Origin of the sequence: Pseudomonas sp. C5pp (assembly GCF_000814065.1) — a bacterium.
Lineage (GTDB): Bacteria > Pseudomonadota > Gammaproteobacteria > Pseudomonadales > Pseudomonadaceae > Aquipseudomonas > Aquipseudomonas asiatica.
In genome coordinates this window covers 143,725-170,349 of record NZ_JWLN01000009.1, presented here as the reverse complement: position 1 = coordinate 170,349, position 26,625 = coordinate 143,725, and the positions used below count along the sequence as shown (strand labels likewise).

General features: G+C 63.3%; 11 protein-coding genes. 6 read left to right on the top strand and 5 right to left on the bottom strand.

Features of this window, described 5'->3' with window-relative positions:
• Window positions 1–476: 476 nt before the first annotated feature.
• On the top strand, window positions 477–11,249 hold the full coding sequence (locus RR51_RS09770; protein WP_039613354.1) for a peroxidase family protein: 10,773 nt from the start codon (window positions 477–479) through the stop codon (window positions 11,247–11,249).
• A 152-nt stretch (window positions 11,250–11,401) separates the two neighbouring features.
• Here the strand turns inward: RR51_RS09770 and ttdB are convergent, their stop codons facing one another.
• From ttdB to RR51_RS09755, 3 genes are read right to left on the bottom strand one after another with little or no spacing between them, the layout of a single operon-like run.
• Entirely contained in the window at window positions 11,402–12,010 is a 609-nt protein-coding gene (ttdB, locus tag RR51_RS09765; protein ID WP_003259286.1) for a L(+)-tartrate dehydratase subunit beta, read from the bottom strand.
• On the bottom strand, window positions 12,007–12,906 hold the full coding sequence (gene ttdA, locus RR51_RS09760; RefSeq protein WP_013972067.1) for a L(+)-tartrate dehydratase subunit alpha: 900 nt from the start codon (window positions 12,904–12,906) through the stop codon (window positions 12,007–12,009). Before ttdA ends, ttdB begins: the two co-directional genes overlap by 4 nt.
• 54 nt (window positions 12,907–12,960) lie before the next feature.
• The gene (locus RR51_RS09755) at window positions 12,961–14,298 is read right to left on the bottom strand and encodes a dicarboxylate/amino acid:cation symporter (RefSeq protein WP_023661378.1); all 1,338 of its coding nucleotides are present in this window, start codon (window positions 14,296–14,298) and stop codon (window positions 12,961–12,963) included.
• A 195-nt stretch (window positions 14,299–14,493) separates the two neighbouring features.
• Here RR51_RS09755 and RR51_RS09750 point away from each other — a divergent pair, with 195 nt between their 5' ends.
• On the top strand, window positions 14,494–15,405 hold the full coding sequence (locus RR51_RS09750; protein ID WP_039613353.1) for a LysR substrate-binding domain-containing protein: 912 nt from the start codon (window positions 14,494–14,496) through the stop codon (window positions 15,403–15,405).
• 61 nt (window positions 15,406–15,466) lie between these two features.
• Window positions 15,467–15,952, top strand: coding sequence for an isochorismatase family protein (locus tag RR51_RS09745; protein ID WP_039613352.1), 486 nt, complete (start codon window positions 15,467–15,469; stop codon window positions 15,950–15,952).
• 342 nt (window positions 15,953–16,294) lie between these two features.
• Here the strand turns inward: RR51_RS09745 and RR51_RS09740 are convergent, their stop codons facing one another.
• Window positions 16,295–16,993 (bottom strand): pirin family protein, encoded by a 699-nt coding sequence (locus tag RR51_RS09740; protein WP_039613351.1) that lies wholly within the window; start codon window positions 16,991–16,993, stop codon window positions 16,295–16,297.
• 175 nt (window positions 16,994–17,168) lie between these two features.
• On the opposite strand from RR51_RS09740, the gene RR51_RS09735 reads away from it, so the two are divergent.
• Window positions 17,169–19,685 carry a UvrD-helicase domain-containing protein gene (locus tag RR51_RS09735; RefSeq protein WP_039613350.1) on the top strand — a complete coding sequence of 839 codons (2,517 nt, stop codon included), beginning with the start codon at window positions 17,169–17,171 and terminating at the stop codon, window positions 19,683–19,685.
• Between the two features lie 7 nt (window positions 19,686–19,692).
• Here the strand turns inward: RR51_RS09735 and RR51_RS09730 are convergent, their stop codons facing one another.
• The gene (locus RR51_RS09730; protein ID WP_330218084.1) at window positions 19,693–24,564 is read right to left on the bottom strand and encodes an NEL-type E3 ubiquitin ligase domain-containing protein; all 4,872 of its coding nucleotides are present in this window, start codon (window positions 24,562–24,564) and stop codon (window positions 19,693–19,695) included.
• A gap of 254 nt (window positions 24,565–24,818) precedes the next feature.
• Here RR51_RS09730 and RR51_RS09725 point away from each other — a divergent pair, with 254 nt between their 5' ends.
• Together RR51_RS09725 and RR51_RS09720 are read left to right on the top strand one after the other, a co-directional pair.
• Window positions 24,819–25,745, top strand: coding sequence for an alpha/beta fold hydrolase (locus tag RR51_RS09725; RefSeq protein WP_015269963.1), 927 nt, complete (start codon window positions 24,819–24,821; stop codon window positions 25,743–25,745).
• 356 nt (window positions 25,746–26,101) lie between these two features.
• Window positions 26,102–26,527: a VOC family protein gene (locus RR51_RS09720; protein WP_039613348.1), complete on the top strand. Its 426-nt coding sequence runs from the start codon at window positions 26,102–26,104 to the stop codon at window positions 26,525–26,527.
• Window positions 26,528–26,625 lie beyond the last annotated feature (98 nt).

Sequence of the window (26,625 nt, the reverse complement as noted above, 5' to 3'; positions counted from 1 at the left end):
CGGCTCGCAGGCGGGTCGCTCTGAGGGCGAATGGTCCAAAACGCTGCGTTGCTCCCACATGCTGGAGCGTAGGTTGCAGTGAAACACTCGGTAATATCGTTTTGCTCTATAAAAACTTTGAACTTTTCATAAGTGCCATGAAAAACAGCAAGTTGTATAGCATTGTCAGCGTTGCATGAATTTTTGACGGGATATTGACAAGCTTTTCTTCTACGACTTTAGTCTGAAGTATTCGGACCCTGTGCGAGCTGGGGTCGATGTGTGTGCGGTACCAACCTGTATCGCACCATTTACAAGGTTCCCGCCGTTCCTGTGGGAGCCTGCTTGCCGGCGATGAGGCCAGTGGCGATAACGCAGCACCGTAGTGCCCAACTGTCCCAGAACCCAGAATCAGAAACTGCGCACGTCACATTGACTGGGCGCGGGAAGGACCCTGTTGCCCTGAGTCATCTCCCGACAGATCGAGGGCAATTGAAATGGCAGATTTCAGCAAGTCGGACCTGGAGTTCATCCTCCAGCAGATCTTCATCGCCGAAGCGCATGCTGATGGCGCCAGCCTGATCGACCTGCTGCCCAACAGCCAGGTGCCGTTCGGCCTGCGTACCGTGGACGGCAGCTACAACAACCTGGTGACCGGGCAGAGCGAGTTCGGCGCCGCCGACAATTCGTTCCTGCGCCTGCTCAGCCCATCCTTCACCGGCGACTATGCCGGCACCGGCACGGTCATCGACTCGCAACCACGCACCATCAGCAACCTGATCGTCGACCAGACGGCGAACAACCCGGCAGCGGTCGAAGCCAATGGCGGCGCCGCCCCGGTGATCAGCCCCGGCATCGACGGGGTATTCGGCACCGCTGACGACACGGAGGTGTTCTTCATCCCCAACGTGTCGCCCGACGTCGGCCTGACCGCCGGCTTCAACGCCTGGATGACCTTCTTCGGCCAGTTCTTCGACCACGGCCTGGACCTGGTTACCAAGAGCAGCACCGACGTCGTGTTCATCCCGCTGCAGCCGGACGACCCGCTGTACGTCGAAGGTAGCCCGACCAACTTCATGGTGCTGCCGCGCGCCGTGCGTACTGCAGGCGCCGATGGTGTGGTGGGTACTGCCGACGATGGCCAGACCAACACTACCTCGCCGTTCGTCGACCAGAGCCAGACCTACAGCTCGCACCCCTCGCACCAGGTGTTCCTGCGTGAATACACGCTCAATGCCGCAGGCGACCCGGTAGCCACCGGGCGGTTGATAACCAACCGTGACCTGGGCGCCGATGGCCGCTTCGGCACCGCCGACGATGGCAATGGTGAAAGCGGTGGCATGGCCACCTGGGCAGTGGTCAAGGCCCAGGCCCGCGACCTGCTGGGTATCAACCTGACCGACGCCGATGTGCACAGCGTGCCACTGCTGGCCACCGACCCCTACGGCAACTTCCTGCGTGGGCCCAACGGCATGCCGCAGGTGGTGATGCGCGTGAACAATGGTGCCGACGGCATTGCCGGTACCGCCGACGACGTCACCACGCTGGTCGAAGGCAACCGCGACGCGCCTATCAGCCTGGCCAATGCCGTGAGCACCGGGCATGGCTTCCTTGACGACATCGCCCACAACGCCGCGCCGGTGATCGTGAACGGTGTGCTGCAGGCCGACGCCGATATTGCCGTTGGCAACGCGCAGCCAACCGGGCCTGGCGGCAACAACCTGACCTATGACAACGAACTGCTCGACGCCCACTACATCGCCGGCGACGGCCGGGTGAACGAGAACATCGGCCTGACCGCCGTGCACCACGTGTTCCACTCCGAGCACAACCGCCTGGTGCAGCAGACCAAGGACACCCTGCTGGCCGCCGGTGACCTGGCGTTTCTCAACCAGTGGCTGATCGATGACGTCGCTGCCATCCCCACCACGCCCGCCGAAATCGCCGCGCTGGTATGGGACGGCGAGCGGCTGTTCCAGGCTGCCAAGTTCGGCACCGAAATGCAGTACCAGCACCTGGTGTTCGAGGAGTTCGCCCGCACCATTCAGCCGCAGATCGACGAGTTTCTCGCCCCCAACGGCTATGACACCTCGATCGACCCGGCCATCCTCGCCGAGTTCGCCCACGTGGTTTACCGCTTCGGCCACTCGATGCTGACCGAAACCGTCGACCGCTACGACCCGACGTTCGCCACGGTGAATGACGACCCGCAGCTGGGCCTGATCGCTGCTTTCCTCAACCCGCTGGCATTCGCCGGCAGTGGCGCCACTGCCGATGAAGCGGCCGGTGCGATCATCCGCGGTGTCACCCGCCAGTTGGGCAACGAAATCGACGAGTTCGTCACCGAAGCGCTGCGCAACAACCTGCTCGGCCTGCCACTGGACCTGCCTGCGCTGAACATCGCGCGTGGCCGTGACACCGGCATCCCCACCCTGAACGAGGCGCGCCGCGAGTTCTACGCCATGACTGGCGACAGCCAGCTCAAGCCCTACATCAGCTGGGCCGACTTTGCCGACCACCTCAAGCACCCGGCGTCGCTGATCAACTTCATCGCCGCCTACGGTACCCACGCCACCATCACCGGAGCGGACACCGAAGCGGCCAAGCGCGCCGCCGCCGTGGCGCTGGTGCTTGGCGGTGACGGCGCGCCAGAGGACCGTCTGGCCTTCCTCAACGGCACCGGCGCCTATGCCAACGTGACACTGGCCGGCGCCGACGGCATCGCCGGCACCGCCGATGACATCACCGGGGTGACCGTGACCGGTGTCGATGCCATCGACTTCTGGGTCGGCGGCCTGGCCGAGCAGAAAATGCCATTCGGCGGCATGCTCGGCTCCAGCTTCAACTTCGTCTTCGAAACCCAGCTGGAAGCCCTGCAGAACGGCGATCGGTTCTACTACCTGTCGCGTACGGCGGGCATGAACTTCGGCACCGAACTGGAGAACAACTCCTTCGCCAAGCTGATCATGCTCAACTCCGATGTCACCCACCTGTCCAACACCGTGTTCCTCACGCCCACCTTCACCCTGGAAGTGGACCAGACCAAGCAGTTCACCGGCCTGGGTGCAGACGGCCGGGCCGACCCGACGGGCGGCATCATGATCAACGGCGTCGAGGTGGTGTCGCTGGTGATCCGCGACAACCCCGATACCGTCAATACCCCCGATACCGGGCCAGACACAAACTACCTGCACTACACCGGTGAAGATCACGTTGTGCTGGGCGGTACTGCTGGCGCCGACATCATCATCGCCGGCGAAGGCGACGACACGCTGTATGGCGATGGAGGCAATGACCTGCTCGAGGGCGGCGCTGGCAACGATGCCGTACTGGGCGGCGCTGGTGACGACATCATCACCGACTCCTTCGGCGACAACCGCCTGGAAGGCAACGATGGCAACGACGTGATCGTTGCCGGCAGCATGCTGGCCGCCGGCAACCTGATCCTGGGCGGCAACGGCCAGGACTTCATCATCACCACCGAAGACATCAGCACCACCTTCGGCGGCCAGGGCGACGACTTCATTCTCGGCGCCAAGACCAACCTGCCACCGACCGGCAACGAGGGTGACGACTGGATCGAGAAGGGCACCCAGGACGGTGCGCCCGGCGACAACTTTGCGCCGCTGCTGGGTGACGAAGTGGTCGGCAACGACATCTTCGTCGGTGGTGGCGGCTTCGACGAAATGATCGGCGAGGGTGGCGATGACATCTTTGTCGGCAGCGATGCCCAGGACAAGATGGATGGCATGTCCGGTTTCGACTGGATTACCAACAAGAATGACCAGGTCGGCGTCACCGTCGACCTGACCCTGGCCGCCCTGGCTCAGCCTCATGGCAACGCACCGAACCAGAACACCGGTATTTTCAACCCGGTCGGCGCCTCGCCGGCCTCAATCCTCGACCGCTTCGCCGAGGTCGAGGGCGTGTCCGGTTCGAACTTCGCCGATGTGCTCAAGGGCGATAATGTCGATGCCGTGACCATCCTCAACCATGGTGGTGCTACCGGTAGTGCGCTGACCAACGTGGCGCTGATCCGTGGCCTGCAGCAGTTCCTGGCCGATGCCGGGTTGCCGACCACCGGCTTTGCCACCGGTAACATCATGCTCGGCGGCAACGGCAGCGACCTGATCGAAGGCCGTGGCGGTGATGACCTGATCGACGGCGACAAGTGGCTCAACGTGCGCATCGCCGTGTACGCGCCGGGAGACGTCAACCACACCGGCCCTGAAATCGCCAGCTTCGACAGCATGGTCGACATGATTCCGTTCATGCTCGACCGCACCTACAACCCTGGCCAGTTGAAGGCCGTGCGGGAAATCCTGCCCGGCACCTCGACCGGTGGCGCAGCCTTCGACACGGCAGTGTTCTCGGGGCTGCAGAGCGAGTACACGGTGACGCAGAACACCAAAGGTACGCTGGACACTTCCGATGATGTCTGGACGGTGACCGACAACGTGGCCGGCCGCGATGGCGTCGATACCCTGCTGCACATCGAGCGCCTGCAGTTCGCCGACAGCCAGCGGGTGCTGGTGGAAGGGCTGAATGCGCAGCCTGTCGGCAGCCCGGCCGTTACTGATAACAACGGCGGCGCGATTACCGTGGGCGATCTCCTTACGGTAAACGTGGCCGGCGTGCGGGATGCCGACAACATCAGTGCCGGCAACCCGCTTGGCACGCTCGCCGACCGTTCGGTGTCGTACTACTGGCAGTTCGAGGCCACCCCGGGCAGCGGTGTGTTCGAAGACATCATCCTGCTGCCGGCAGGCGACCTGGCGTTCCAGAGCGCCGACGGCACCACGTTCAAGGTGTCGCCGGACCTGGCCGGGTTGTCGTTGCGGGTCAAGGCGATCTACCAGGATGCCCATGGCACCACCGAAGTGCTGTTCTCCCAGCCCACCACCGTGGTGCAACCGGGCGCGCCTGTGGTACCGACTCCAGCCACGCCGGTGGTGGATGCCACGGCAGGTGGTGCCGGGCTGCACATGGTGCGCTCCGACCTCAACTTCATCCTCGAGCAGATCAAGATCGCCGAGGCCGACGCCAATGGGGCAGACATCCTCTCGCTGCTGCCCAACATTCGTGCGCCACTCGGCCTGCGGGCGGTGGATGGTTCGAACAACAACCTGATGAACCTCAACGGCATCAACAACACCGAATTCGGTGCGGCCGATAACGTCTTCCCGCGCGTGACCGACCCGGTGTTCAACCCGGCCGAAGGTGCACCGGCCGGCTTCTTCGGCCCTGGCTCGCCGGCCATTCCGGGCTCGTCGTACCAGCAGACCAGTGGCCCGGTATTCGACTCGCAGCCGCGCACCATCAGTAACCTGATCGTCGACCAGACCTCCAACAACCCGGCGGCCTATGCCACCGCGTATGATCCGGGTGCGGACGGCGTGCTCAACTTCGGCGTCGAGGGCAATGACGACGTGCTCAAGGACGGCGTGCGCATTGTCGCCAGCCCGGGCCTGGACGGCCAGTTCGGCACCGACGACGATCACGACGTATACCTGTTCGAGAACACCGCCGCCGATGCCGGCCTGTCCGCGCCGTTCAACGCCTGGATGACCTTCTTTGGGCAGTTCTTCGACCATGGTCTGGACCTGGTCACCAAGGGGGGCTCGGGCACCATCTACATCCCGCTGCAACCGGATGACCCGCTGTACGTGGAGGGCGGTTTCACCAACTTCATGGTGGTGACACGTGCGACCAACCAGCCTGGGCCGGACGGCGTGCTTGGCACGGCCGACGATATCCACGAGCACACCAATACCACCTCGCCGTTCGTGGACCAGAACCAGACCTACAGCTCGCACCCCTCACACCAGGTGTTCCTGCGCGCCTATGTGACGGTCGACGGTGCCCCCGTCGCCACCGGCCGCCTGATCACCAACCGTGACCTGGGGGCAGATGGCAAATACGGCACCGCGGACGACACCGAAATCGGCGGCATGGCGACATGGAAGGTGGTCAAGGCCCAGGCTCGTGACGTACTGGGTATCAACCTGACCGATGCCGACGTCGACAACGTACCGCTGCTGGCAACCGATGCCTACGGCAACTTCATCAAGGGGCCCAACGGCTTCCCGATGGTGATCATGAAAGGCGCCGACGGCATTGCCGGCACGGCCGACGATCAGCAGGTCGAAGGCAACCCGCTGGCGCCGATCGACCTGACCAATGCCGTGCGTACCGGTCACCAGTTCCTTGCCGACATCGCCCACAATGCCGTGCCGGTGTTCAGCAATGGCGTGCTGGTGCCTGATGCTGATACCGATGTCGGCAACGCCGTGCCGGTGAACCCGCAGACTGGCGCCAACCTGGCCTACGACAACGAGCTGCTCGATGCGCACTACATCGCCGGCGACGGCAGGGTCAACGAGAACATCGGCCTGACCGCCGTGCATGCGATCTTCCACTCCGAGCACAACCGGCTGGTGGCGCAGACCATGGACACCGTGCTCGACTCGGGTGACCTGGCCTTCATCAACGAGTGGCTGCTCAACCCGTTGAGCGCGCTGCCGGCCAACCAGGCCGAGATCGACGCACTGGTGTGGAATGGCGAGCGGCTGTTCCAGGCCGCCAAGTTCGGTACCGAGATGCAGTACCAGCACCTGGTGTTCGAGGAGTTCGCCCGGACCGTGCAGCCGCGGGTCGACCTGTTCTTCGCCCCGACCCAGGTGTATGACGTCGACCTCGATGCGTCGATCGTGGCCGAATTCGCCCACACCGTGTACCGCTTCGGCCACTCGATGCTGACCGAAACCGTCGACCGCTTCGACGTCGACTTCACCGTCATCAGCGACCCGGCCAGCGCCAACCCCGACCAGCAACTGGGCCTGATCGCGGCGTTCCTCAACCCGCTGGCGTATGCCGCCAGTGGCGTCACCCCCGAGGATGCCACCAGCGCCATCGTGCGCGGGGTCACCCGCCAGGCCGGTAACGAAATCGATGAGTTCGTCACCGAGGCGCTGCGCAACAACCTGCTCGGCCTGCCGCTGGACCTGCCGGCGATCAACATCGCTCGGGGCCGCGACGTCGGTATCCCTTCGCTGAACGCTGTACGGCGTGATATCTACGCGCAAACCGGCGATACCCAGCTCAAGCCGTACACCAGCTGGGTCGACCTGGTGCAGCACCTGAAGCATCCGGAGTCGTTGATCAACTTCATCGCGGCCTACGGCACCCACAGCACCATCACCGGGGCCACCACGTTGCTGGAGAAACGCGCGGCGGCCATGGCCCTGGTGTTCGGCGGCGACGGCGCGCCAGCCGATCGCCTGGACTTCCTCAACAGCACCGGCGCCTACGCCAACGTCACCCTGCCTGGCAAGGATGGCGTGCTCGGCACCGTCGATGACCTGCGGGCAGTGACCGTGACCGGTGTCGATGCCATCGACCTGTGGATTGGTGGCCTGGCGGAGGCGAAAACCCCGTTCGGCGGCATGCTGGGCAGCACGTTCAACTTCGTGTTCGAAAACCAGATGGAGAAACTGCAGGACGGCGACCGTTTCTACTACCTGGAGCGCACCGCCGGCCTGTCGATGAACGCCGAGCTGGAAAGCAACTCGTTCGCCAAGCTGATCATGGCCAACACCTCGGCCACCCACCTGCCGGGCCTGGTGTTCTCCGACGTTGGCTTCTACCTGGAAGTGGACCAGAGCAAGCAGTTCAACGAAGGCCTGGGCAATGCCGACCCAGTGGGCGAAAACGGCGAGCAGGTGGTGTTCCGCGACAGCCCGCTGACGGCAGGCCCGGACACCAACTACATCCGCTATGCCGGTGACCAGCATATCGTGCTGGGTGGCACCAACGGTGACGACATCCTGGTTTCCAGCGAGGGTGACGACACTGTCTGGGGCGATGGCGGCAACGACCGCATCGAGGGTGGCGACGGCAACGACCAACTGCGTGGTGGTGCCGGCGACGACATCATCAGCGACATGGGTGGTGACGACAACATCCAGGGCGGCGACGGCAACGATGTGCTGCACGGCGGTAATGGCGTCAACCTGATCATCGGCGGTTTCGGCAACGACTTCATCGTTACCGGTGAGGACGCCTCCGAAGCCATTGGCGGCCAGGGCAACGACTTCATCCTGGGCAGCAAGGCCAACGAGCAGGACATGGGCAACGAAGGTGACGACTGGATCGAGAAGGGCACCTCGGACGGTGCGCCTGGCGACAACTTCGACCCGCTCGGCAACGACCCGGTCATCGGCAACGACGTGTTCATCGGTGGCAACGAGAACGACAAGTTCAACGGTGAAGGCGGTGACGACATCATGGTCGGCAGCCTGGGCTTCGGTGACCGCTACATCGGTGGTTCCGGCTACGACTGGGCAACCTTCAAGGGCCTGGCCCAGGGCGTGACTGTCGACTTCAGCGACCGCTTCTTCAATGTGCCGCCGGTACCGGGTTCGGGCGCGTCTGCGCTGGTGCGCTTCGACATCATGGAAGGCCTGTCGGGGTCGGCTCATGGCGACTTCCTGCGTGGTGACAGCGAAACCTCTGCTACCTTGCCGACCAATGGCGCCAACGGCAGCGTACTGACCAACATCAGCCTGATCAACGGCCTGTCCAGCCTGCTGGCCGCCGGTGCAACGTTCTACGATGGTGGCAACATCATCCTCGGTGGCAGTGGTAGCGACCTGATCGAAGGCCGCGGCGGCGACGACATCCTCGACGGTGACAAGTGGCTGAACGTGCGCATCAGCGTGCGCGCCAACAGCGACGGCACCGGCCCGGAAATCGCCAGCTTCGACAGCATGGAGCCGATGGTGCCGCTGATGCTCAAAGGCACCTACAACCCGGGCCAGCTGGTGATCGTTCGCGAAATCCTCAACGGCGCCGACAGCTACGACACGGCGGTGTACTCGGGGGTGGCCAGCGACTACAGCGTGGTGGTCGATGGCAACTCGGTGATCGTCACCGACTCGGTGGCCGGGCGTGATGGTGTCGACCGCCTGACCGGCATCGAGCGCCTGCAGTTCTCGGATGGCTCGCAAGCCTCCGGTGTGGGTACCGCCGTCAACGCCGGCCCCACCGGCAGCCTGGTGATCCTTGACGCTGCCACCGGCGTGCGTGACGACACACCGGTAAGCGGCCAGCTGCTGCGGGTTACCCCGCTGGCGGTACATGACGCGGACAATGTCAGCGCAACCAACCTGACCGGTGCGATCACCGGCCCGGTGGCGTACTACTGGCAAGTAGAGACCCTGCCAGGTTCGGGGGTCTATGAAGACATCACCTTCGTTGCTGCCGGCGAGGTTTCGCGAGCTGTCGGTACCACCTACCGGGTCACGGATGATGTGGCGGGGCTGAACATCCGCGTACGCGCGGTGTACCAGGACACCAAGGGCACGCTGGAAATCGTCGATTCGGCGCCGAACAACGCGCCGACTGCCGGGCCTACCGTGACCGGGCTGCTGGTGCAGAACCAGACGCTCACCGCCAACCCGGCAACCATTGTCGATGCCGACGGCCTGAGCAACCCGCGGTTCACCTTCCAGTGGCAGTCCAACCGGGGTACCGGCTGGGTCGACATTGCTGGCGCCATCAACAGCACCTTCCTCCTTACCCAGAACCAGGTGGGGCAGAACATGCGGGTGGTGGTCAGCTACGTGGATGACTTCGGTGTGCAGGAAAGCATTGCCTCCGACATCCTCGACCCGGTGGCCAACGTCAACGATGCGCCCACCGGTGCCGTGCTGATCAGCGACACCACGCCAGACCAGGGCCAGACGCTGACCGCGCTCACCGGCAGTATCGCCGACCTGGATGGGCTGGGCGCGTTCAGCTTCCAGTGGCAGCAGAACATTGGCGGCACCTTCAGCAACATCGCGGGTGCCACTGCTGCAACCTTCACTCCGGGCTTCGAACAGGGTAACCGGCAGTTGCGGGTGGTCGTGAGCTACACCGACGCCTTCGGCACCCTGGAAACGCTGACCTCGGCAGCGACTGCGGCGGTGGTGCCGCCGCCAGGCGTGGTGCTGGTCGGTACTGCCGGGGCCAACACCCTGACCGGTGGTGCGGGCAACGACACGCTCTCGGGGCTGGGCGGCAACGATGTGCTCAACGGCCTCGGCGGCGCCGACCAACTGTTCGGCGGTGATGGAAACGACATCCTCAATGGGGGTAACGACCCCGACAGCCTCGACGGCGGTGCCGGCAACGACACCCTCAACGGCGGGCTTGGTGCGGATGCCATGGTTGGCGGTGCAGGCGACGATACCTTCGTGGTCGACAACCTCGGCGATACCGTGAGCGAGGCGCTGAACGGCGGTGTCGACCTGGTGCAGACCGCCCTTGCCAGCTACACCCTGGGTGCCAACGTCGAAAACCTGACCTTTACCGGCGCAGGCAACTTCACGGGTACCGGCAACACGCTGGCCAACACCATCACCGGTGGTGCTGGCAATGACCTGCTCGATGGCGGTGCCGGTATCGACCGCCTGGTCGGTGGCCTGGGCAACGACACCTATGTGGTGGACAACGCCGGGGATGTGGTGGTCGAGGCTACGGCTGCCGGTACGGATACCGTGCGTGCCACGGCGGCCAGCTACACGCTGGGGGCCAACGTCGAGAACCTGACCTATATCGGGGCGGGCAACTTCACCGGTACCGGCAATGGCCTGGCCAACATCATTACCGGCGCGGCAGGTAACGACACCCTCAACGGCGATGGCGGCAACGACCAGTTGCTCGGTGGCCTGGGCACCGACACCCTGAATGGCGGCGCTGGCGACGACACCCTCGACGGCGGTGGCGGCAACGACTCGCTGTTCGGCGATACCGGCAACGATAACCTGCAGGGTGGTGCCGGCGATGACAACCTTGACGGCGGCAACGGCGTCGATGTGCTGCAGGGTGGCGATGGTAATGACACGCTGTTTGGTGGCGTTGGCAATGACACCTTGCAGGGTGGTGCCGGCAATGACTTCCTCAACGGTGCGGCGGGTAACGATACCGTCGTGGGCGGTGCCGGCGACGACACGATGATGGCCTCCGACGGCAATGATGTCTTCCAGTTCGCTGCCGGCTTCGGCAATGACCTGATCATCAACTTCGATGCAGTCCCGCAAGGTGGCCAGGACCGGCTGGATATCTCTGCTCTCAACATTACCGCGGCCACCTTTGCCGCCAACGTCACCATCGCCGATGTCGGCAATGACACGCTGGTCAGCATCGGTGCTACCGACTCCATCCGCCTGGTGGGGGTGGCGGATGCAACTACGGTGACCGTAGCGGACTTCAACCTGGCAGGTTGAGGGCCTGGGAGGACGCAGCAAGGGCCGCTCTGCGGCCCATTCGCGGGCAAGCCCGCTCCTACAGGGATATCACTGCCCTCAGGCTTGGTGATACCCCTGTGGGAGCTGGCTAGCCTGCGATTGGGCCGCATAGCGGCCGATGTCGCACGCGCTTACTTAATGAACCGCACCTGGCTGTTGATCTTCTCGATCACCGCCCCCTTGCGTTCGTTGAACCGGGCCTTGTTCTGCTCGAACAGGTTGTTGCCCTTGGTGTCGATGGAAATGATCAACGGGCCGAACTCGCGCACGCGGTTCACCCACAGGGTCTCCGGCATGCCCAGGTCCTGCCATTCCGCACGCTCGATCTCTTCCACCTGGGTCGCCGCCAGCACCGCGCAACCGCCCGGGAACACTGCATGCACTGCCTTGTTCTCCAGGCAACCGGTCGTGGTCTCCGGGCCCATGCCGCCCTTGCCGACGATCAGCTTGACGCCGGTCTGCTCGATGAACTGTTTCTCGAACTTTTCCATGCGCATGCTGGTGGTCGGGCCAATGGAGACCATCTCGAAGCTGCCATCATCCTTCTTCCTGACGATGGGGCCTGCGTGGAAAATCGCGCCGCCACGCAAGTCGACCGGCAGCTCGCGGCCCAGCTCGATGAGCCGGCGGTGGGCAACGTCACGGCAGGTCACCAGTTGGCCGGTGAGGTAGACCACATCGCCCACGTTGAGGTTGGCCAGGTCTTCGTCGCTGATTGGTGTGCTCAGGATTTTCTTCACAGTACTACCCCTTCGTGCGAGAGGATGTCGTAGGACAGGTCGGCGTTGATGCGGATCTTGCCGCGGCGGTGCGCCCAGCAGCCGGTGGATACCGCCACACCGATGGTGGACGGGTGGCGGGCCGAAGACTCGATGTTCACGCCCATCACGCTGCTGTTGCCGGTCAGCCCCTGCGGGCCGATACCGATTTCGTTGAGGCCTTCCTCCAGCAACTTTTCCATCATCGCCGCGCTTTCGTTGGGGTGGCTGGAGTCCACTTCGCGCAGGATGGCCTTCTTCGACAGGCGTGCCGCCGTCTCCACCGAGGTCGAAACCCCTACACCCACCAGCAGTGGCGGGCAGGCGTTGACACCGCGTGAGGTAATGACATCGAAGACGAACTCGGTCACCCCTTCATAGCCTTGCCCTGGCATCAGTACCTTGGCCGAACCCGGCAGGGTGCAGCCACCGCCGGCCATGTACACGTCGACGATGGCGTAGTCGGCATCGGGGATGATTTCCCAGTCCAGCCACGGGATTTTCGAGCCGGTATTGGTGCCGGTGTTCTTCTCGATGAAGGTTTCCACCGCATTGTGGCGCAGCGGCCCCTGGATGGTGGCTTCCCTGGTGGCGTTCTCGAGGATGCCTTCCATCTCGCCCAGCAGCGGGAAGCGCGCGCCTGCCGAGACGAAGTACTGGATGACGCCGGTGTCCTGGCAGCTTGGCCGGTTGAGCTTGTCGGCGTATTCCTGGTTATCGGCCATCGAGTCGTACACGGCGATGGCCAGCGGGTTGGTTTCGGCGGCGCGCAACTTGGCGGTTTTTTCCTTGACGTCGCGGGGCAGGCGCTTGCCGATATAGGCGGTGAACTTGGCCATCACGTCGGTAAGCGATGACACGGCTGTTTCTTTGTCCATGATTATTTCCTCACTGCATCACAAGGCGGGTTCTTTTTGCTGGTTTTCGAAAGGTCAGGGTGCGGGGGTGCCGGCCTCCATGCGTGCAAGGGCGGGGTGCGGAGCCGCGGCCTCGGGTTCGGGTTCGGTCGGCAACTGGCCGTCCAGGGCCTTGGCCATACGCTGCTTGTCCAGCGCACCCACCCAGTTGGCGATGGCCACGGTGCCGACCGCGTTGCCGATGGTGTTGGTGATGGCCCGGGCTTCGGACATGAAGCGGTCCACGCCCAGCAGCAGGACCATGCCGGCCACCGGGATGTTGTCCATGGTCGCCAGGGTCGCGGCCAGGGTGATGAAGCCCGAGCCGGTTACGCCGGCAGAGCCTTTGGAGGTGAGCAGCAGCACACCCAGCACGATCAGTTGGTCCATCAGGGTCAACGGTGTGTTGGTGGCCTGGGCGATGAAGATGGCGGCCATGGTGTAGTAGATGCACTGGCCGTCCGGGTTGAAGGTGAGGCCCGAAGGGATCACCAGGCCGACCACAGGCTTGGACACGCCAACCTTTTCCAGCTTGTTCATCAGTTGTGGCACTACCGACTCGGATGAGCTGGTACCCAGCACCGTGAACAGTTCTTCCTTGAGGTACTTGAGGAACTTCCACAGGTTGAAGCCGCACAGCCGGGCAATGGCGCCCAGCACCACCACCACGAACAGGAAGCAGGTCAGGTACATGGTCGCCATCAGCTTGCCCAGCGAAACGATCGAGCCCAGCCCGTACTTGCCCACGGTGAAGGCCATGGCCCCGCAGGCGGCCAGCGGTGCCACGCGCATGATCATGCCGACGATGAAGAACATGCCGTGGGAGAACGCTTCCAGCACATCCACCATCGGCTTGCCGCGCGGGCCCAGGTGGGAGAGGGCGATGCCGAACAGCGTGCTGAACAGCAGGATCGGCAGGATCTCGTTCTTGGCGAAGGCATCGGTCACGCTGCCGGGTATCACATGCAGCAGGAAGTCGATGAAGCCGCCGCTGTTGCCGGCTGCCGCGGCGGTGTAGGTGGAGATACTTTTGGCATCGAGGGTGGCGGGGTCGACGTTCATGCCCTGGCCGGGCTGCACGATATTGACCACCACCAGCCCAAGCACCAGGGCAAAGGTGGACAGCACTTCGAAGTAGATCAGCGCGCGTACGCCGACGCGACCGAGTTCCTTCATGTTTTCCATCTTGGCGATGCCCAGCACCACCGTGGCGAAGATGATCGGGGCGAAGACCATCTTGATCAGTTTGATGAAGGCATCACCGACGGGCTTCAGATCAGCGCCAACCTGCGGCCAGAACACCCCGATCAGCACCCCGAGGGTTACGCCGATCAATACCTGTACGTAGAGCTTGCCGAACAATCGCTTGGCCATTGCCGTCTCCGAATTATTGTTGTGAGTCGGATTTATCTGGCGGCCGGGCTGCTCGTGAGGGTGCAGGTCACACCTAGCCTTGGCGGCCGAAGAGCCCAGCTTTCTTGTGGTTAATCACGCAGGGCAAAAGGTAATGGTTTTTCAAAAATGCTGTAATACAATGAAATTCAACTCATTGTTTCCCTCAGGTTAATTATGAATCCGGTATCGGAGCTGGCGTTCTTCACCCAGCTGATCAGGGTGGGTAGCCTGGCGGGCACCGCTCGCGAACTGAACCTGACCCCGCCAGCGGTCTCCAAGCGCCTGGCGCAGCTGGAACAGCGCCTGGGCGTGCGCCTGCTAAACCGCACCACACGCAGCATCAGCCTTACCGCCGAGGGCGAGACTTACCTGGTGAATGCCAAGCGCATATTGGACGAGATCGAGGAAATGGAGCGGCAGGTGTCCAGCAGCCGTGCCGAGCCCAAGGGCTTGCTGCGGGTCAATGCGCCGCTGGGCTTTGGCCGTACCCATGTGGGGCCGGCGGTGTCGTCGTTTGCCAAGCGCTATCCCGAAGTGGAGGTGCAACTGCACCTGACCGACCGCCCCATTGCCCTGCCGAACGACGCCATCGACGTGGCCATCCGCTTTGGCGAGCTGCCCGACTCGCGGCTGATCGCCCGCAAGATCGCAGCCAACCGCCGCCGATTGTGTGCGTCGCCCGGTTATCTGGAAGCCCACGGTACCCCCGAAGCGCCGAAGGACCTGGCCAGCCACAACTGCATCGTGTTACGCCAGAATGACGCCGCGTTCGGTATCTGGCGGCTGAGCCGCGGCAAGCAGAGCGAATCGGTGAAGGTGCATGGCAGCCTCAGCACCAATGATGGCGAGGTCGCCCTGAACTGGGCGCTGGACGGGCAGGGCATTCTGTTGCGGGCCGAGTGGAACCTGGCCGATCACCTGCGCAGCGGGCGCCTGGTGGAGGTGCTTGGCGATTACCAGACGCCGCCTGCGGATATCTATGCGGTGTACCTGGAACGCCTGAACCTGTCGGCCAAGGTGTCGTGTTTCGTCGAGCACCTGAGGGCATTCTTCCGCCAGGGGGACAACCAGGCAGCGTGGCATTGAGGCCTTTGCCACAGGCGATCGCGTTATACTCCGCGCCTTTGCCCATGCCCGGAATCCGCCCATGCGCCAGGTTTTGCTCATTGTCGATGTCCAGTCCACCTTCAGCCCGCCCGAGTGGCTGGTCGATGGCCTGCGCCGGTTGTCGGCGAACATCCCCACCATTGCCTCGGTCGAGTTGCACGATGAACAGGTCACGCCGTTCGAGCGCCAGCTCGGCTGGCACCCGGCGGCGGAGGACGAGAGCCTGGTCGAAGCCGACCAGGTGTTCGTCAAGCATGGCTACGGGCAGAGCGCAGAGGCCATCGAGTACATCCGGCAACTGGGCGTGGAGAGGGTGCTGGTATGTGGGCTGCAGACCGAAACTTGCGTGCTGGCCGCCGGTTTTGCCCTGTTCGATGCGGGGCTGATGCCTACCCTGGTCACCGACATGACGATAGGCTCTTCACTCGACAGGTCGGGCAAGATGGGCATCGACCTGTGGAAGCATCACTTCCGCCAGGTCACTACCTCGGCCGAGGTGCTCGCCGAACTGGCCTCACGAGGCTAGTGCATGCAGTCATCATGCGGGCATGCATTTGCGCTGCGCTGTCACGTAGAGAACTGAATTCGCAAGCGGTCCGCGTACCCTGTGGGAGCGGCTTTAGCCGCGAAGAATACAACGCGGTGCATGGCACCGGCTGCGCCGGTGTTCGCGGCTAAAGCCGCTCCCACAGAGTCCCCGCTAATTCAATGAGTCATGTGCAGTTCTGTGGGAGCGGCCTTGTGTCGTGAAAGGGCTGCAAAGCAGCCCCGGCGATATGTGCAGCGCAGCTGAAATCGAGGGGCTGCTGCGCAGCCCCATCGCGACACAAGGCCGCTCCTACACAGAACGCGTGGCAAGGCGAAAGCCTCAGGCCACATCCACCAGCACGATCTCGCTGTCCTCGATGGCGGTCACCCGCAGCACTTCCTCCTGCTCGATCGCCACGCCATCGCGCGCCTTGGCACGCAGCCCGTTGACCTCCACCAGCCCCTTGGCCGGCACCAGGTAACCCCGGCGTGCGGCATCGAAGCGGTACTCGGCAGTTTCGCCGGCCCGCAGGGTGGCAGCCACCAGCCGCGCATCGGTGCGGATCTGCAGGCTGTCCTCATCGCCCGGACGGCCGCTGGCCAGGGTCACGAAGCCTTCGCCACGCTCACCTTTGGGGAACGGCCGGGTACCCCATTGCGGTGCTTCGCCGGTGCGCTCCGGCACGATCCAGATCTGGAAAATACGCGTGTCGACGTCTTCCAGGTTGTACTCGCTATGCACGATGCCAGTGCCGGCGCTCATCACCTGCACGTCACCGGCTTCGGTACGGCCTTTGTTACCCAGGCTGTCCTGGTGACTGATCGCGCCTTCACGCACATAGGTGATGATTTCCATGTCGCGGTGCGGGTGCGGCGGGAAGCCGCTGCCGGCAGCAATCAGGTCGTCGTTCCACACCCGCAGGTTGCCCCAGTGCATGCGCGCCGGGTCGTAGTACTCGGCAAACGAGAAATGGTGGTGGGCGTCGAGCCAGCCGTGGTTGGCGTGGCCGAGGCTTTCGAACGGTCGCAGTTGCAGCATGGTCGTGCTCCTTGAATCAGTGGAATGAGGCCATGATGCGTCAAAGAAGCATCGAAAATAAGCGTAAATATCGGCTTAAAACAATCAGTAAAGTTGATTTGATGCGATAGAGTGTTTTATTCGCTTCATCGCCTAATCCACTGATCTGCAAGCATTCGCTGGCGATTTTTTGTCGATGCGGCGAACATGCCCGCTGATTTTGTTTTTCAACGGAGTGACCGTGGCCCACGAGCAACCCCAGGCCCCCGCCGACCTTACCCCTCCTGCACAACTGCCTTGGTTTCGCCGCCTGGCGGCCCGCCTGCTGGGGCGTGGCCTGACCCGCCTGCAGGCCCAGCACCGCGACTCCTGGTTCCTCGGCCACGCCAGCGGCCAGCGCAGTGGCCATGCCGATGGCGTGCGCGAAGGGTTCGAACGCGGGCGGGTGGAAGGTTACGAGGCCGGGCGCCAGGTGCTGGTGATCCGCGACACCCGGCCAGACACCGCCGCCGTGCCGGGCCGGGATGACAACCTGTTCGATGACTGGCGCCTGCCGCTGACTGCCGAGCTGAAAAAGCGCTTCAAGGCCGATGTCGCCCAGCGCCTGCCCGCCGAGGCGCAACCCAGTGCCGCGCAATGGAAGCTGATTTTCAGTGACACACCGTCCACCTGCGTGGTGGCAGGGGCCGGGGCGGGCAAGTCCACCTCGCTGGTGCTGCGCATCCTGCTGTTGCGCCACTACCTGGGCTACGAGCTGGATGCGATGACCGTGGTCACCTTCACCCGCGAGTCGCGCAAGGACTTCATCAAGCGCCTGCTGCAGGTTTTCGCCTTGTGGCAGATCAACCTGCAACCGCCGCAGGCCCGCGAGCTGGTGCGCACCTTCCATTCGCGCATCCTGCCGCTGGTGCGCAGCCTGCCGGGCTTTGGCCAGGTGCGCGCGTTCGAAACGCTGGGCAACGAGATGCCGGCCGGGCGTGAAGCCGAGGCCGAGAGCAACCCGTTCGACCTGCGCCTGAACGATGCCCAGCGCCAGCAGCTGAACCAGTGCTACAGCACCCTGCTGAGCGAGAGCCCGCGCTTTGCCGAGCTGGTCGGCCTGTTGCGCAGCGAAGCCCTGCAACTGAAGCCGCTGGACCCGAACAACCCCGATGTGCAGAAGCGCGCCCAGGTAACCCAGCTGGCTGCCCAGCGCGACGAAGAGCTGTGCGATGTGATCGAAGACCTGTGGTTCGCCGCCGGCGCCTGGCCGATCAAGGGCATCGAACCCTGCCGCGAGACCATCGAGATCCGTGGCAGCCGCTTCCATGTGCATGGTCGTCTGGCCGGCCAGGGGCCTTTGCTCGTACTGGGCTTCGACCCGGCGGAAAGCGCGCAGTACCAGCGCCCCGGCGCCAAGCTGGCGGTGCGTGCCGAGTGGGCGGTCAAGCGCACCCTGTTGCAGGCCTTCTGCGACCAGCCGCTGATCTGGCTCGACAACTACGCCATGGCCCGGCGCCTGGCAGCCTCGCTGGCCGGTGATGCCGTGGCCGGCCCCGGCTTCGAATACAAGGTCAAGGGCGAACTGGCCCCGTCGCCACTGCTCGATGCCTTTGTCGGCGCGGCGAATTTCATCGAGAACCTCGGCCTGGAAGTGAACACTGCCGTGGCGGCGATGAGCTTCCCCTCCGGCGACAGCGATGCGCTGTTTTTCGAGGCCCTGGCCCTGTACTGGAAGGCCCTGGAGGCCCACCTGCTGGACCAGTCGCCGCCGGTGATGAGCTACAACCGCATGTTCGCCTTGTTCGGCGAGAACAACCCGGAAAACCTGCAACTGCTGCCCGACCCGTTGCTGCGGCCGCTGGCGCACCTGATGATCGACGAGTTCCAGGATGTGTCGCCGCAGATCGTCAGCTGGTTGCGGGCCAGCCTCGCCGAGATCCGCCGGCGCGGCCCGGCGATGCACATCGGGCGCCATGCGCAGCATTCGTCGCTGCTGTGTGTGGGCGACGACTGGCAGTCGATCTACGGCTGGCGTGGCAGTTCGCCCAAGTACTTCATGGAGTTCAACAAGGCCTTCCCGTCGCCGGCCAACACCCGGGTGATGCTGGTCGACAACTACCGTTGCCAGCAGCAGGTGATCGACGCGGCCGAGCACCTGGTCAAGGGCACCCCGGCGATAGCCGGCAAGAAAGCCCGGGCCAGTGGCCCGGCGGCCGAGTTGCCAGGCTCGCCGGTAAAAGTGTTCGACCGTGACGAGGCCGCCCTGGGTGAAACGCTGATCGAGCACTACCAGCGTGGCGAGACGGTGATGATGCTTTACCGCAAGGGCAGCGACAGGGCGCTGATGAACGAGCACCTGCAAGGCGTGCTGCACGCCGAAGCGGCGTTGCCGGCCGAGCAGCGCCGTTTGCGCCAGTTGACCTACCACAGTGCCAAGGGCTTGCAGGCCGATGCAGTGTTCATGCTGGGCGACTGCCAGTACCTGACCAGCTCGCCCTACAAGAACCAGGTGTATCGCCAGGCCGGGCTGGGCAAGGCCGGTGATGCCCAGCCGTTCGATACCGCGCAGAAGGAAGAGGTGCAGCGCCTGGCCTACGTGGCGGTAACCCGCGCGGTCAGGCACTGCTACTGGCATGTGGAGGCGGCCAACGCAGAGGCGGCGGCAGCGCCGCGTGCGTCGAGCCAGGTGGATGGGCGGCAGGCCTTCTTCGAAGACCTGCGTGGTCATTGATCAGTGTTCAGGCATCGAGGATGTCCGCTTGCCGGGTAAGGCTCAGCAGTAGCCCGGCTTCTACCTCCTGCTGTGCCTGGGTCAAGGCGTTCGTGGCCTTGACATACGCTTGCTCATTGAACGGAACCCTGCGCAATGTGCCGTTTTCGTCCAGCGCCGGTATGGGCTTTTTCGGGAACAATACTTTTATTATCGCGTTGTCCAGGTAAGTGATCGGCTCCTGGCTTTCGTCCAGGCAATAAAAGAGGTAATCGAGGCCTGGGCGCCAGAAGTCGCTAATGGCTTCGAACTGACTGGCATATTGGCGCTTGAGGTAGCCAACCCAGGCCGGTTGTTCGCTGATCCACTGCTGCCTGGCGGTGGTGTCCGCATCGAGCTCCAGCACGGCAGCGCGAACGTTGTCGATGATTTGCTGGTTGATCCTTGCGGTATCGCGATAGAGCATGCCGCTGCTGGGCTCGGGGAAATCGAGCTTACCGCTCAAGGACTGGCGCAGTGCCAGGCGGACTTCGATGTCGTCAACCAGGCCAATGGCCAGGTCCGTATCGGGGAAGGCCGCCGGGACATCCAGCTCATCTCGAGCCGGTAACTGGGCGGCATGTTCCTGTAGCGCCTGCTTGCGCAGGCCGCGTCGCAGGCTGATGCGATCGGCCAGTTCGTTGACTTTCTCGCGACGATACAGCTTGCGGTAAAGGTCGAGTAGCGGCTTGGCCGTATCCCGTGCCCAACCTGACGCCTGGTTCGCCAGCAGCTCCACTTCCAGAGCGCTGAGTGCTTCGGCGCCGGCATCACCGCAAGTTGGGGGGAAGGATTGCGCCACCTCGTTCAGACGTTCGCGCAGAGCTGTGTCCCCACGGGCGTGCTCCAACAGTTCCCACACTCGCGCACGCAGGCCTTCGGGATCCCTTCTTGCTTCCAACGATTCGGTAAGGCGCTCCAACACTGCCTGCAGGTCGCCATTATCGTTCTGATCGAACAGGTCGGACCAAAGTTGCCTCTGATCGTCGGTCGCGGCACCGCGCCAGAACCCTTGCCACTCCTGCCTGTCGGGGGCGTGCTCGAAGACATTGACGCCGCTGGCTCGCAGGCGCCTGGCCGACTCGGCTTCCAGATTGTTGTAGTTGAAGAACCAGCGGCGCTCGGGCAACCGCGCAGCGACGTCCCGCGCATACGGACTGCCCAGGATGCTTGCCAGGCCCGGAACATGGCGAATTTGGTTGGATGAGAGGTCCAGGTAGCGCAGCTGGTATTGTAACTGGTTCATCAGGTTGCTCAAGCCAGGGGGAAAGGCCTGCAGGTGAGCATCGGACAGGTTCAGGTGCTGCAACCGCGCCATGTAGCGCACATCAGGTGCGTGCTGCAGCGGGTTGAAGTCCAGCTCCAGTTGCTGCGGATGGATCATGTCCTGGAAGCGCGTGGCGAGGTTTTCATCGAGCGTGATGCTATTGTGCCCCAGCTTCAGGACATCCAGAGGCCGACCGCAGAGGAACCTCAATGTCGCTTCATCCAGTGTCAGCTGGTTGCGCCGCAGGTTCAGCCGGCGCAGGTTCGGCATCGCTGCCAGCACGCGCTGTGCGGTGGGTGAAAGGGTAGCAAGGGTGTTGTTGGACAGGTCCAGCGTGTGCAGCCTAGGCACCGATTCAAGTGCCTGGAACAGCGCTTCCCCGTCGATTTCGCGGTTGTTGCTGACTTCCAGCACTTGCAGGTTGGGGAAGCGTGACAGGAATGCGCTGTCCAGTCGTCTCAGTTGCAGCTCGTGCAGCTTGAGCTCACGGATGTGAGGTAGGCTGGCTGTGATCGCTGGCAACTCGTGCAACTGCATTTGCTCCAGAACGAGCGTGCCCAGGTCGCCGGGACCCTCCCGCCGCCAAGCAGCCTCGATTTGCTCGGCGCATTTTTGTCGCTCGAGACGCTTGTTGATGTCGTCTGGGCTCATGTACCACCTATCCAGATAGCGTTTCAGGCCTTGCCACTCTGCCTGCAGTTGCCGCACTGCCGCGCCCAGGTCACCGGTCTGGCTCAGTTCGGCCCTCAGGGCGCTGATCTCGTTGCTGTTCAGCGAGGGGTAAAGTGACTTGAGCCGACGTGTTGCGGCGTATGCGCTGATCGGGCCTGTTCCTCGGCCACTGAGTGGGTAACCGAATCGTCCATGTGCCAGGCGCATGGGCGAGCGAAAGCCTGGCTTGATTGGCTGCTGGCCCAGCAGTGCGGCGCAGCCCGAGCGGTCGGCGACGGCGCTGGCGAACACTTCGACTTCAGTCGCCTGCGGCTGTTCGGCTACCAATGCATCGCGCAGCAGTTGGCTGTCGGCATTGGCCAGGTCTGCTCGGTACAGGCCGGTCAAGGCACGATCGAGGCGGGCGCGGGCCTGCAGGTAGCGGGCTTCTTCAGCCACGCGCAAGGGCACACGTCCGCTTTTCAGGCGATCGCGTTCGGCGCTGTTGGCATGCGCGACAAGTTCTTCCAGGGCATTGTCAGGCAAACTGGGGAACTGGCGGCCCAAGGTCTTCGCTTCGTCGCCAAGCGCTGCGCGATGGCTTTTCAGCATGCTCTCGAAGACTTCGCGACGACGCGCTGACAGGCGGTTGGCCAATAGCTCGTCAAGGGCTTTCGGGCGCTGCTCAACTGGCGTATCGGGTAGCAGCTGTTTTATGACATCTTCATCCATTTCGGCCAAGACAATCTTGCTCAGTTCACCATCGTCAAGCTCCGCGCGGCCGATCTCGATCTGCAACGTGTCGGCTTTTGGCTCCGCACCGAAGTAGGCTGCCTCCCCCCATTTTTCGGCACCGGTGAAGACTTTCAGCCTGTAATGCGCAGGCCAGCCAGGCATCTGTACCAGTTCGGGCAGCGCGAAGTTCATATGTGCAGCCAAAGGCAGGCCATGACGTACTCGGGTGATGATGCTCTGCACGTCGTTGGTCAGTCGCAGGCGCAGCAAGGCATCGGCCAACAGAGCCGGGGGCCGCGAACCGTTGACTTGGCTGTGACGCAAGGTGTCTGCATCGACCTCGGTTATACGCAAGGCGGCAAGTTGCTCCGATGCATCCAGCCCCTGGCTGAATTGGCCCAGCCCTTCGAGCAACTGCGCATCGTCCCATTCGAGCGGGTTGTCATGCGCCAATTGCCAACGCTGGTCGCCGAGGTAGCGCAAGGCCGGTGCGTAGGCATCGGGGGCGTTCGGGTGACGCACATGCCACTGCCCGCCGGTTTCGAACACCTCATACAGTTTGCCTTGAAGCCAGACGTGGCTTTTGCCATCGAAGATGTAGAGCCCTTCGGAATTTGTCGGCACTCCGACCGGCAAGGAGTCCGAGGTGCTGTAAGGGCCCATGTCTGGGTGCCAAAGCCGTTCGCGGCCACCTTTCAATACACTTTCCAGCGCATCGACGAACCCCGATGCCTTGAGCGCGCTGCTGCCGGCGGCGAAGCCGGCAACAACGGCGGCATTGATGGCCAGCGACTCGAGTTGTTGCAGTGCTTCCTGGGTATCGCCTTCTTCCCAGGCTTCGAACCCGGTGAACACCGAATCCATGAGGTCGTAGGCGAATACCCCAAGCATCGCGGCATCCAGCCCAGGCACGAAGAAGGCGGCCACGTTCAGAACGTTCATGCCGGCGTCCAGCCAGTGTTGCAGCCGTTCCTTGCGTGCCTTGGCATCGGCATCGGCGGTTGGTACCGCGATCGTTCTGGCAGTTGCCTTGAGGCGGCGCTTGTGGTCTTTGTAAAGCACCTGCCAGATGGGAAGCGCCAGGCGGGTTCGCTTGAAGTGCAGTTCAGGCTTGTCCTTGGGTCTGCGCGTGGAGGTACCCTGCTCGAACAGGGCATGTTCGAGCTTGCGGCTGAACTCGACCTGGTGGTCCTTGTCAGCGAAGCTGATCAAGTGCTGTCGAAACGTGGTTTGCAGCAGGCGTTGACGTATGTGAGCACCGGCCTTTTGCAAAGAAGCGAACTCCCTCAGCGGGTGTTGTGCATCCTGGGGAATGTAGAGCATGCAGGGGTTGGTCTGGTCGGCTTCATCAGGGCCCAGCAGCAGTACGCCATGAATCGGGATGCCGAGCAGGCTGAAGCGCCAGCAGCGAAGCTTGTGTTCGCCATAGCGAGGCGTGCTTTCGTTGTCGCATAGCTGTACCAGGGCATCGCGACCTTTGAGCGTCAGCAGGCTCTTGAGGTAAGCGATCATCGCCTCGGTTTTCAGTGCCTGCTGGCTTGCATCGATCCACTGCTGCTCGATCGCGGCTTTTCTGGGGCCTTCATAGATACTCTGCAGGTGGTCTTGATACTGCCGGCCCAGGTCCAGGCTTCGGCAAAGGTTCACGAACGCTTCGGGTTCCAGCCCAGGAAGTGAGGCGTCGTCGTCCGTGCCAAGGGTCAGGGTGTCGAACGGGCCCACTTCGTCGGTGCCTTCGAAATTGTGCAGGGCGGCCTCCAGCAGCGTGCGCTTCTGTGGCGGCCCTTCGGGGCGCTTGATGTACGTCTCGTCACCGCCGAGTGAGAAATCGAGGCCGGGGATATTCACCAGCGTGGTGTACACCTTGAACGGCTGGTGCAGGTACTGGGCCTTGTCCGCTTTGACATCCGGGCCCAACCGGCTCTCGAGCAAAGGCTTGCAGAATTCGCTGATCTGCCTGAAGTCCTCGAGCAAGGCTCGCAGAGCTTTGAACTCGGCATCGCGGGCGCTGATCAGCTGCCGTAAACGCGCCTGGTCTTCATCGCTGGCTGCGGCGTACCAGGCGTAAGGTGAACCGTTTTCGTCGAGGTAGTCCTTGCGGATGCTCTGAACGACGCGGCGGGTATGGTCAGGGTACATCGTTCGGCACCAGTCAGGCAGGTTACGGACAATCTGGGCCTGATGGAAAGGCATGGGTGTGCTGGACATGCTGAAGTCTCCGTTGTCGATGGAGGGGCCAGTCGACAGGTTTCGCCTCGGCATGCGGTGGTATTTAGTTGAACGCACAGGTCGGTCCTGTGCACGAGAGCGTCGGTAGGGGAGCAGCGCGGGCAGGGCTGTTGGGAGATGGTGGGGCAAGGCATGGGGTAGGCATGTCGTGTGGATGACGCCGGCACGTGGGGTATGGGCCGGCGTCATGTGATGCCTGGCCATGGGCCGGCGTTCTATCAGGGAGAACTACGATGCATTCGCTGTGCAGTCCCAAGGATCACCTGCTGGACCTCGACGGTATTGAAATAGCGGTACGCACCTGGGGGGCGGAGGACGGCATCCCGGTGCTGGCTCTGCACGGCTGGCTGGACAACGCCGCCTCGTTCGAACGCCTGGCACCGATGCTCGACGGCTGCTTCGTGGTCGCCCCCGACCTGGTTGGCCATGGCCGCTCGGACCATCGCCGCCACGACAGTGGTTACTACCTGTGGGAACATGCCGAGGACATGCTGGCAGTGACCGACAGCCTGGGCCTGTCGCAATTCCATGTGCTGGCCCATGGCATGGGTACCGGGGTGGCATCGCTGCTGGCGGCCATGACCAGCGGTATTGCCAGCATGACCTTCCTCGACGGCATGGGCGCACCGTTCACGGTGGCCGAGGATGACCGCGTGCAGCACCTGGCCCGGGCCTACCGGCTCAAGCGCATGGTGCAGCGCAGCCAGTTGCAGGGTTTTTCCGAGCCGGACGTCGACCGTTTCGAGGACCTGGACACGGCGTTGGAACAACGCCGCGAGCGCCTGGACACCGAACTGTCGGAAGAGGCGGCACGGCTGCTGGCGCTGCGTGACCTGCTGCAACTGGGCGAGGGCTATTGCTGGCGCCACGACCCACGTCTGGTGCTGCCCGAACCCATGCCGCTGACCGAGCGCGAAGCCTGTGACCTGCTCAGCCAGATCCGTTGCCCGTTGTACCTGCTGTTCGGGCGCCAGGGGGCATTCACCGGCGAAGCCTTTACCCGGCGCCAGGCGGCCTTGCCCAGCCAGGCGAAGATCTCCTGGCATCCGGGCGGGCACCACTTCCACCTGGATGCGCCGGACCGGGCGCTGGTCGATCAACTGCTGCGCATCCTCACCCGTCATGAAGGGGGCGTTCTGCAACGGTTGGTAAACGAATAACTGCATATGGTCATGCCATGCGCACGTGGGCTATGGTGGTGAATCTCATCGGGCTTGCGTGATCCCTTGTGGGAGGTTGTCCAGCTCTTTGGGCTGCGCTGTCGCGCAGATAACTGAATTCGCAAGCGATCCTCGTACCCTGTGGGAGCGGCTTTAGCCGCGAAGAATCCAACGCGGTGCATGGCACCGGCTGCGCCGGTGTTCGCGGCTAAAGCCGCTCCCACAGGGTCCCTGCTAATTCAATGAGTTATGTGCAGTTCCATGAGAGCGGGCGAAGCCCGTGCCATTCACTGCAACGCCTGATTCGCGGGCACGCCCGCTCCCACAGGAATCCAGCGGCCACAAGGAGCCTTGGCATGCGACCATTCGTCATCAAGCACATCGACCACCTCGTTCTGCGGGTCAGCGACCTGGAGCGCAGCGTCGCCTTCTACACCGAGCTGCTCGGCTGCACGGTCAGCCGCGTGCGCGAAGACCTGGGCATGGTCCACCTGGCCACGGGCACGGCGATGATCGACCTGGTGACCCTGGACGGTCCCCTGGGCCAGCCAGGTGGTGCGGCACCCGGGGCCGAGGGGCGCAACCTGCACCATTTCTGCCTGCGCATCGAGCCATTCGACGAGGCGGCACTTACGGCCTACCTGCAAGCTGCAGGGGTTGAAGTCGAACCTGCCGAAAAACGCTATGGCGCCGAAGGCGAGGGGCTGTCGCTGTACTGCTACGACCCCGATGGCAACCAGGTCGAGCTGAAAGGGCCGGTATTGGCAACGGAGGCTCCATGAGCAACCTGCACACCCGCAAGCGGTAGGGATTGCGCAAGGTTCAGGTGGATATCCCGGCAAAGCCTATTATGCTTCATTTACCTTGCTGCGATCCGAGG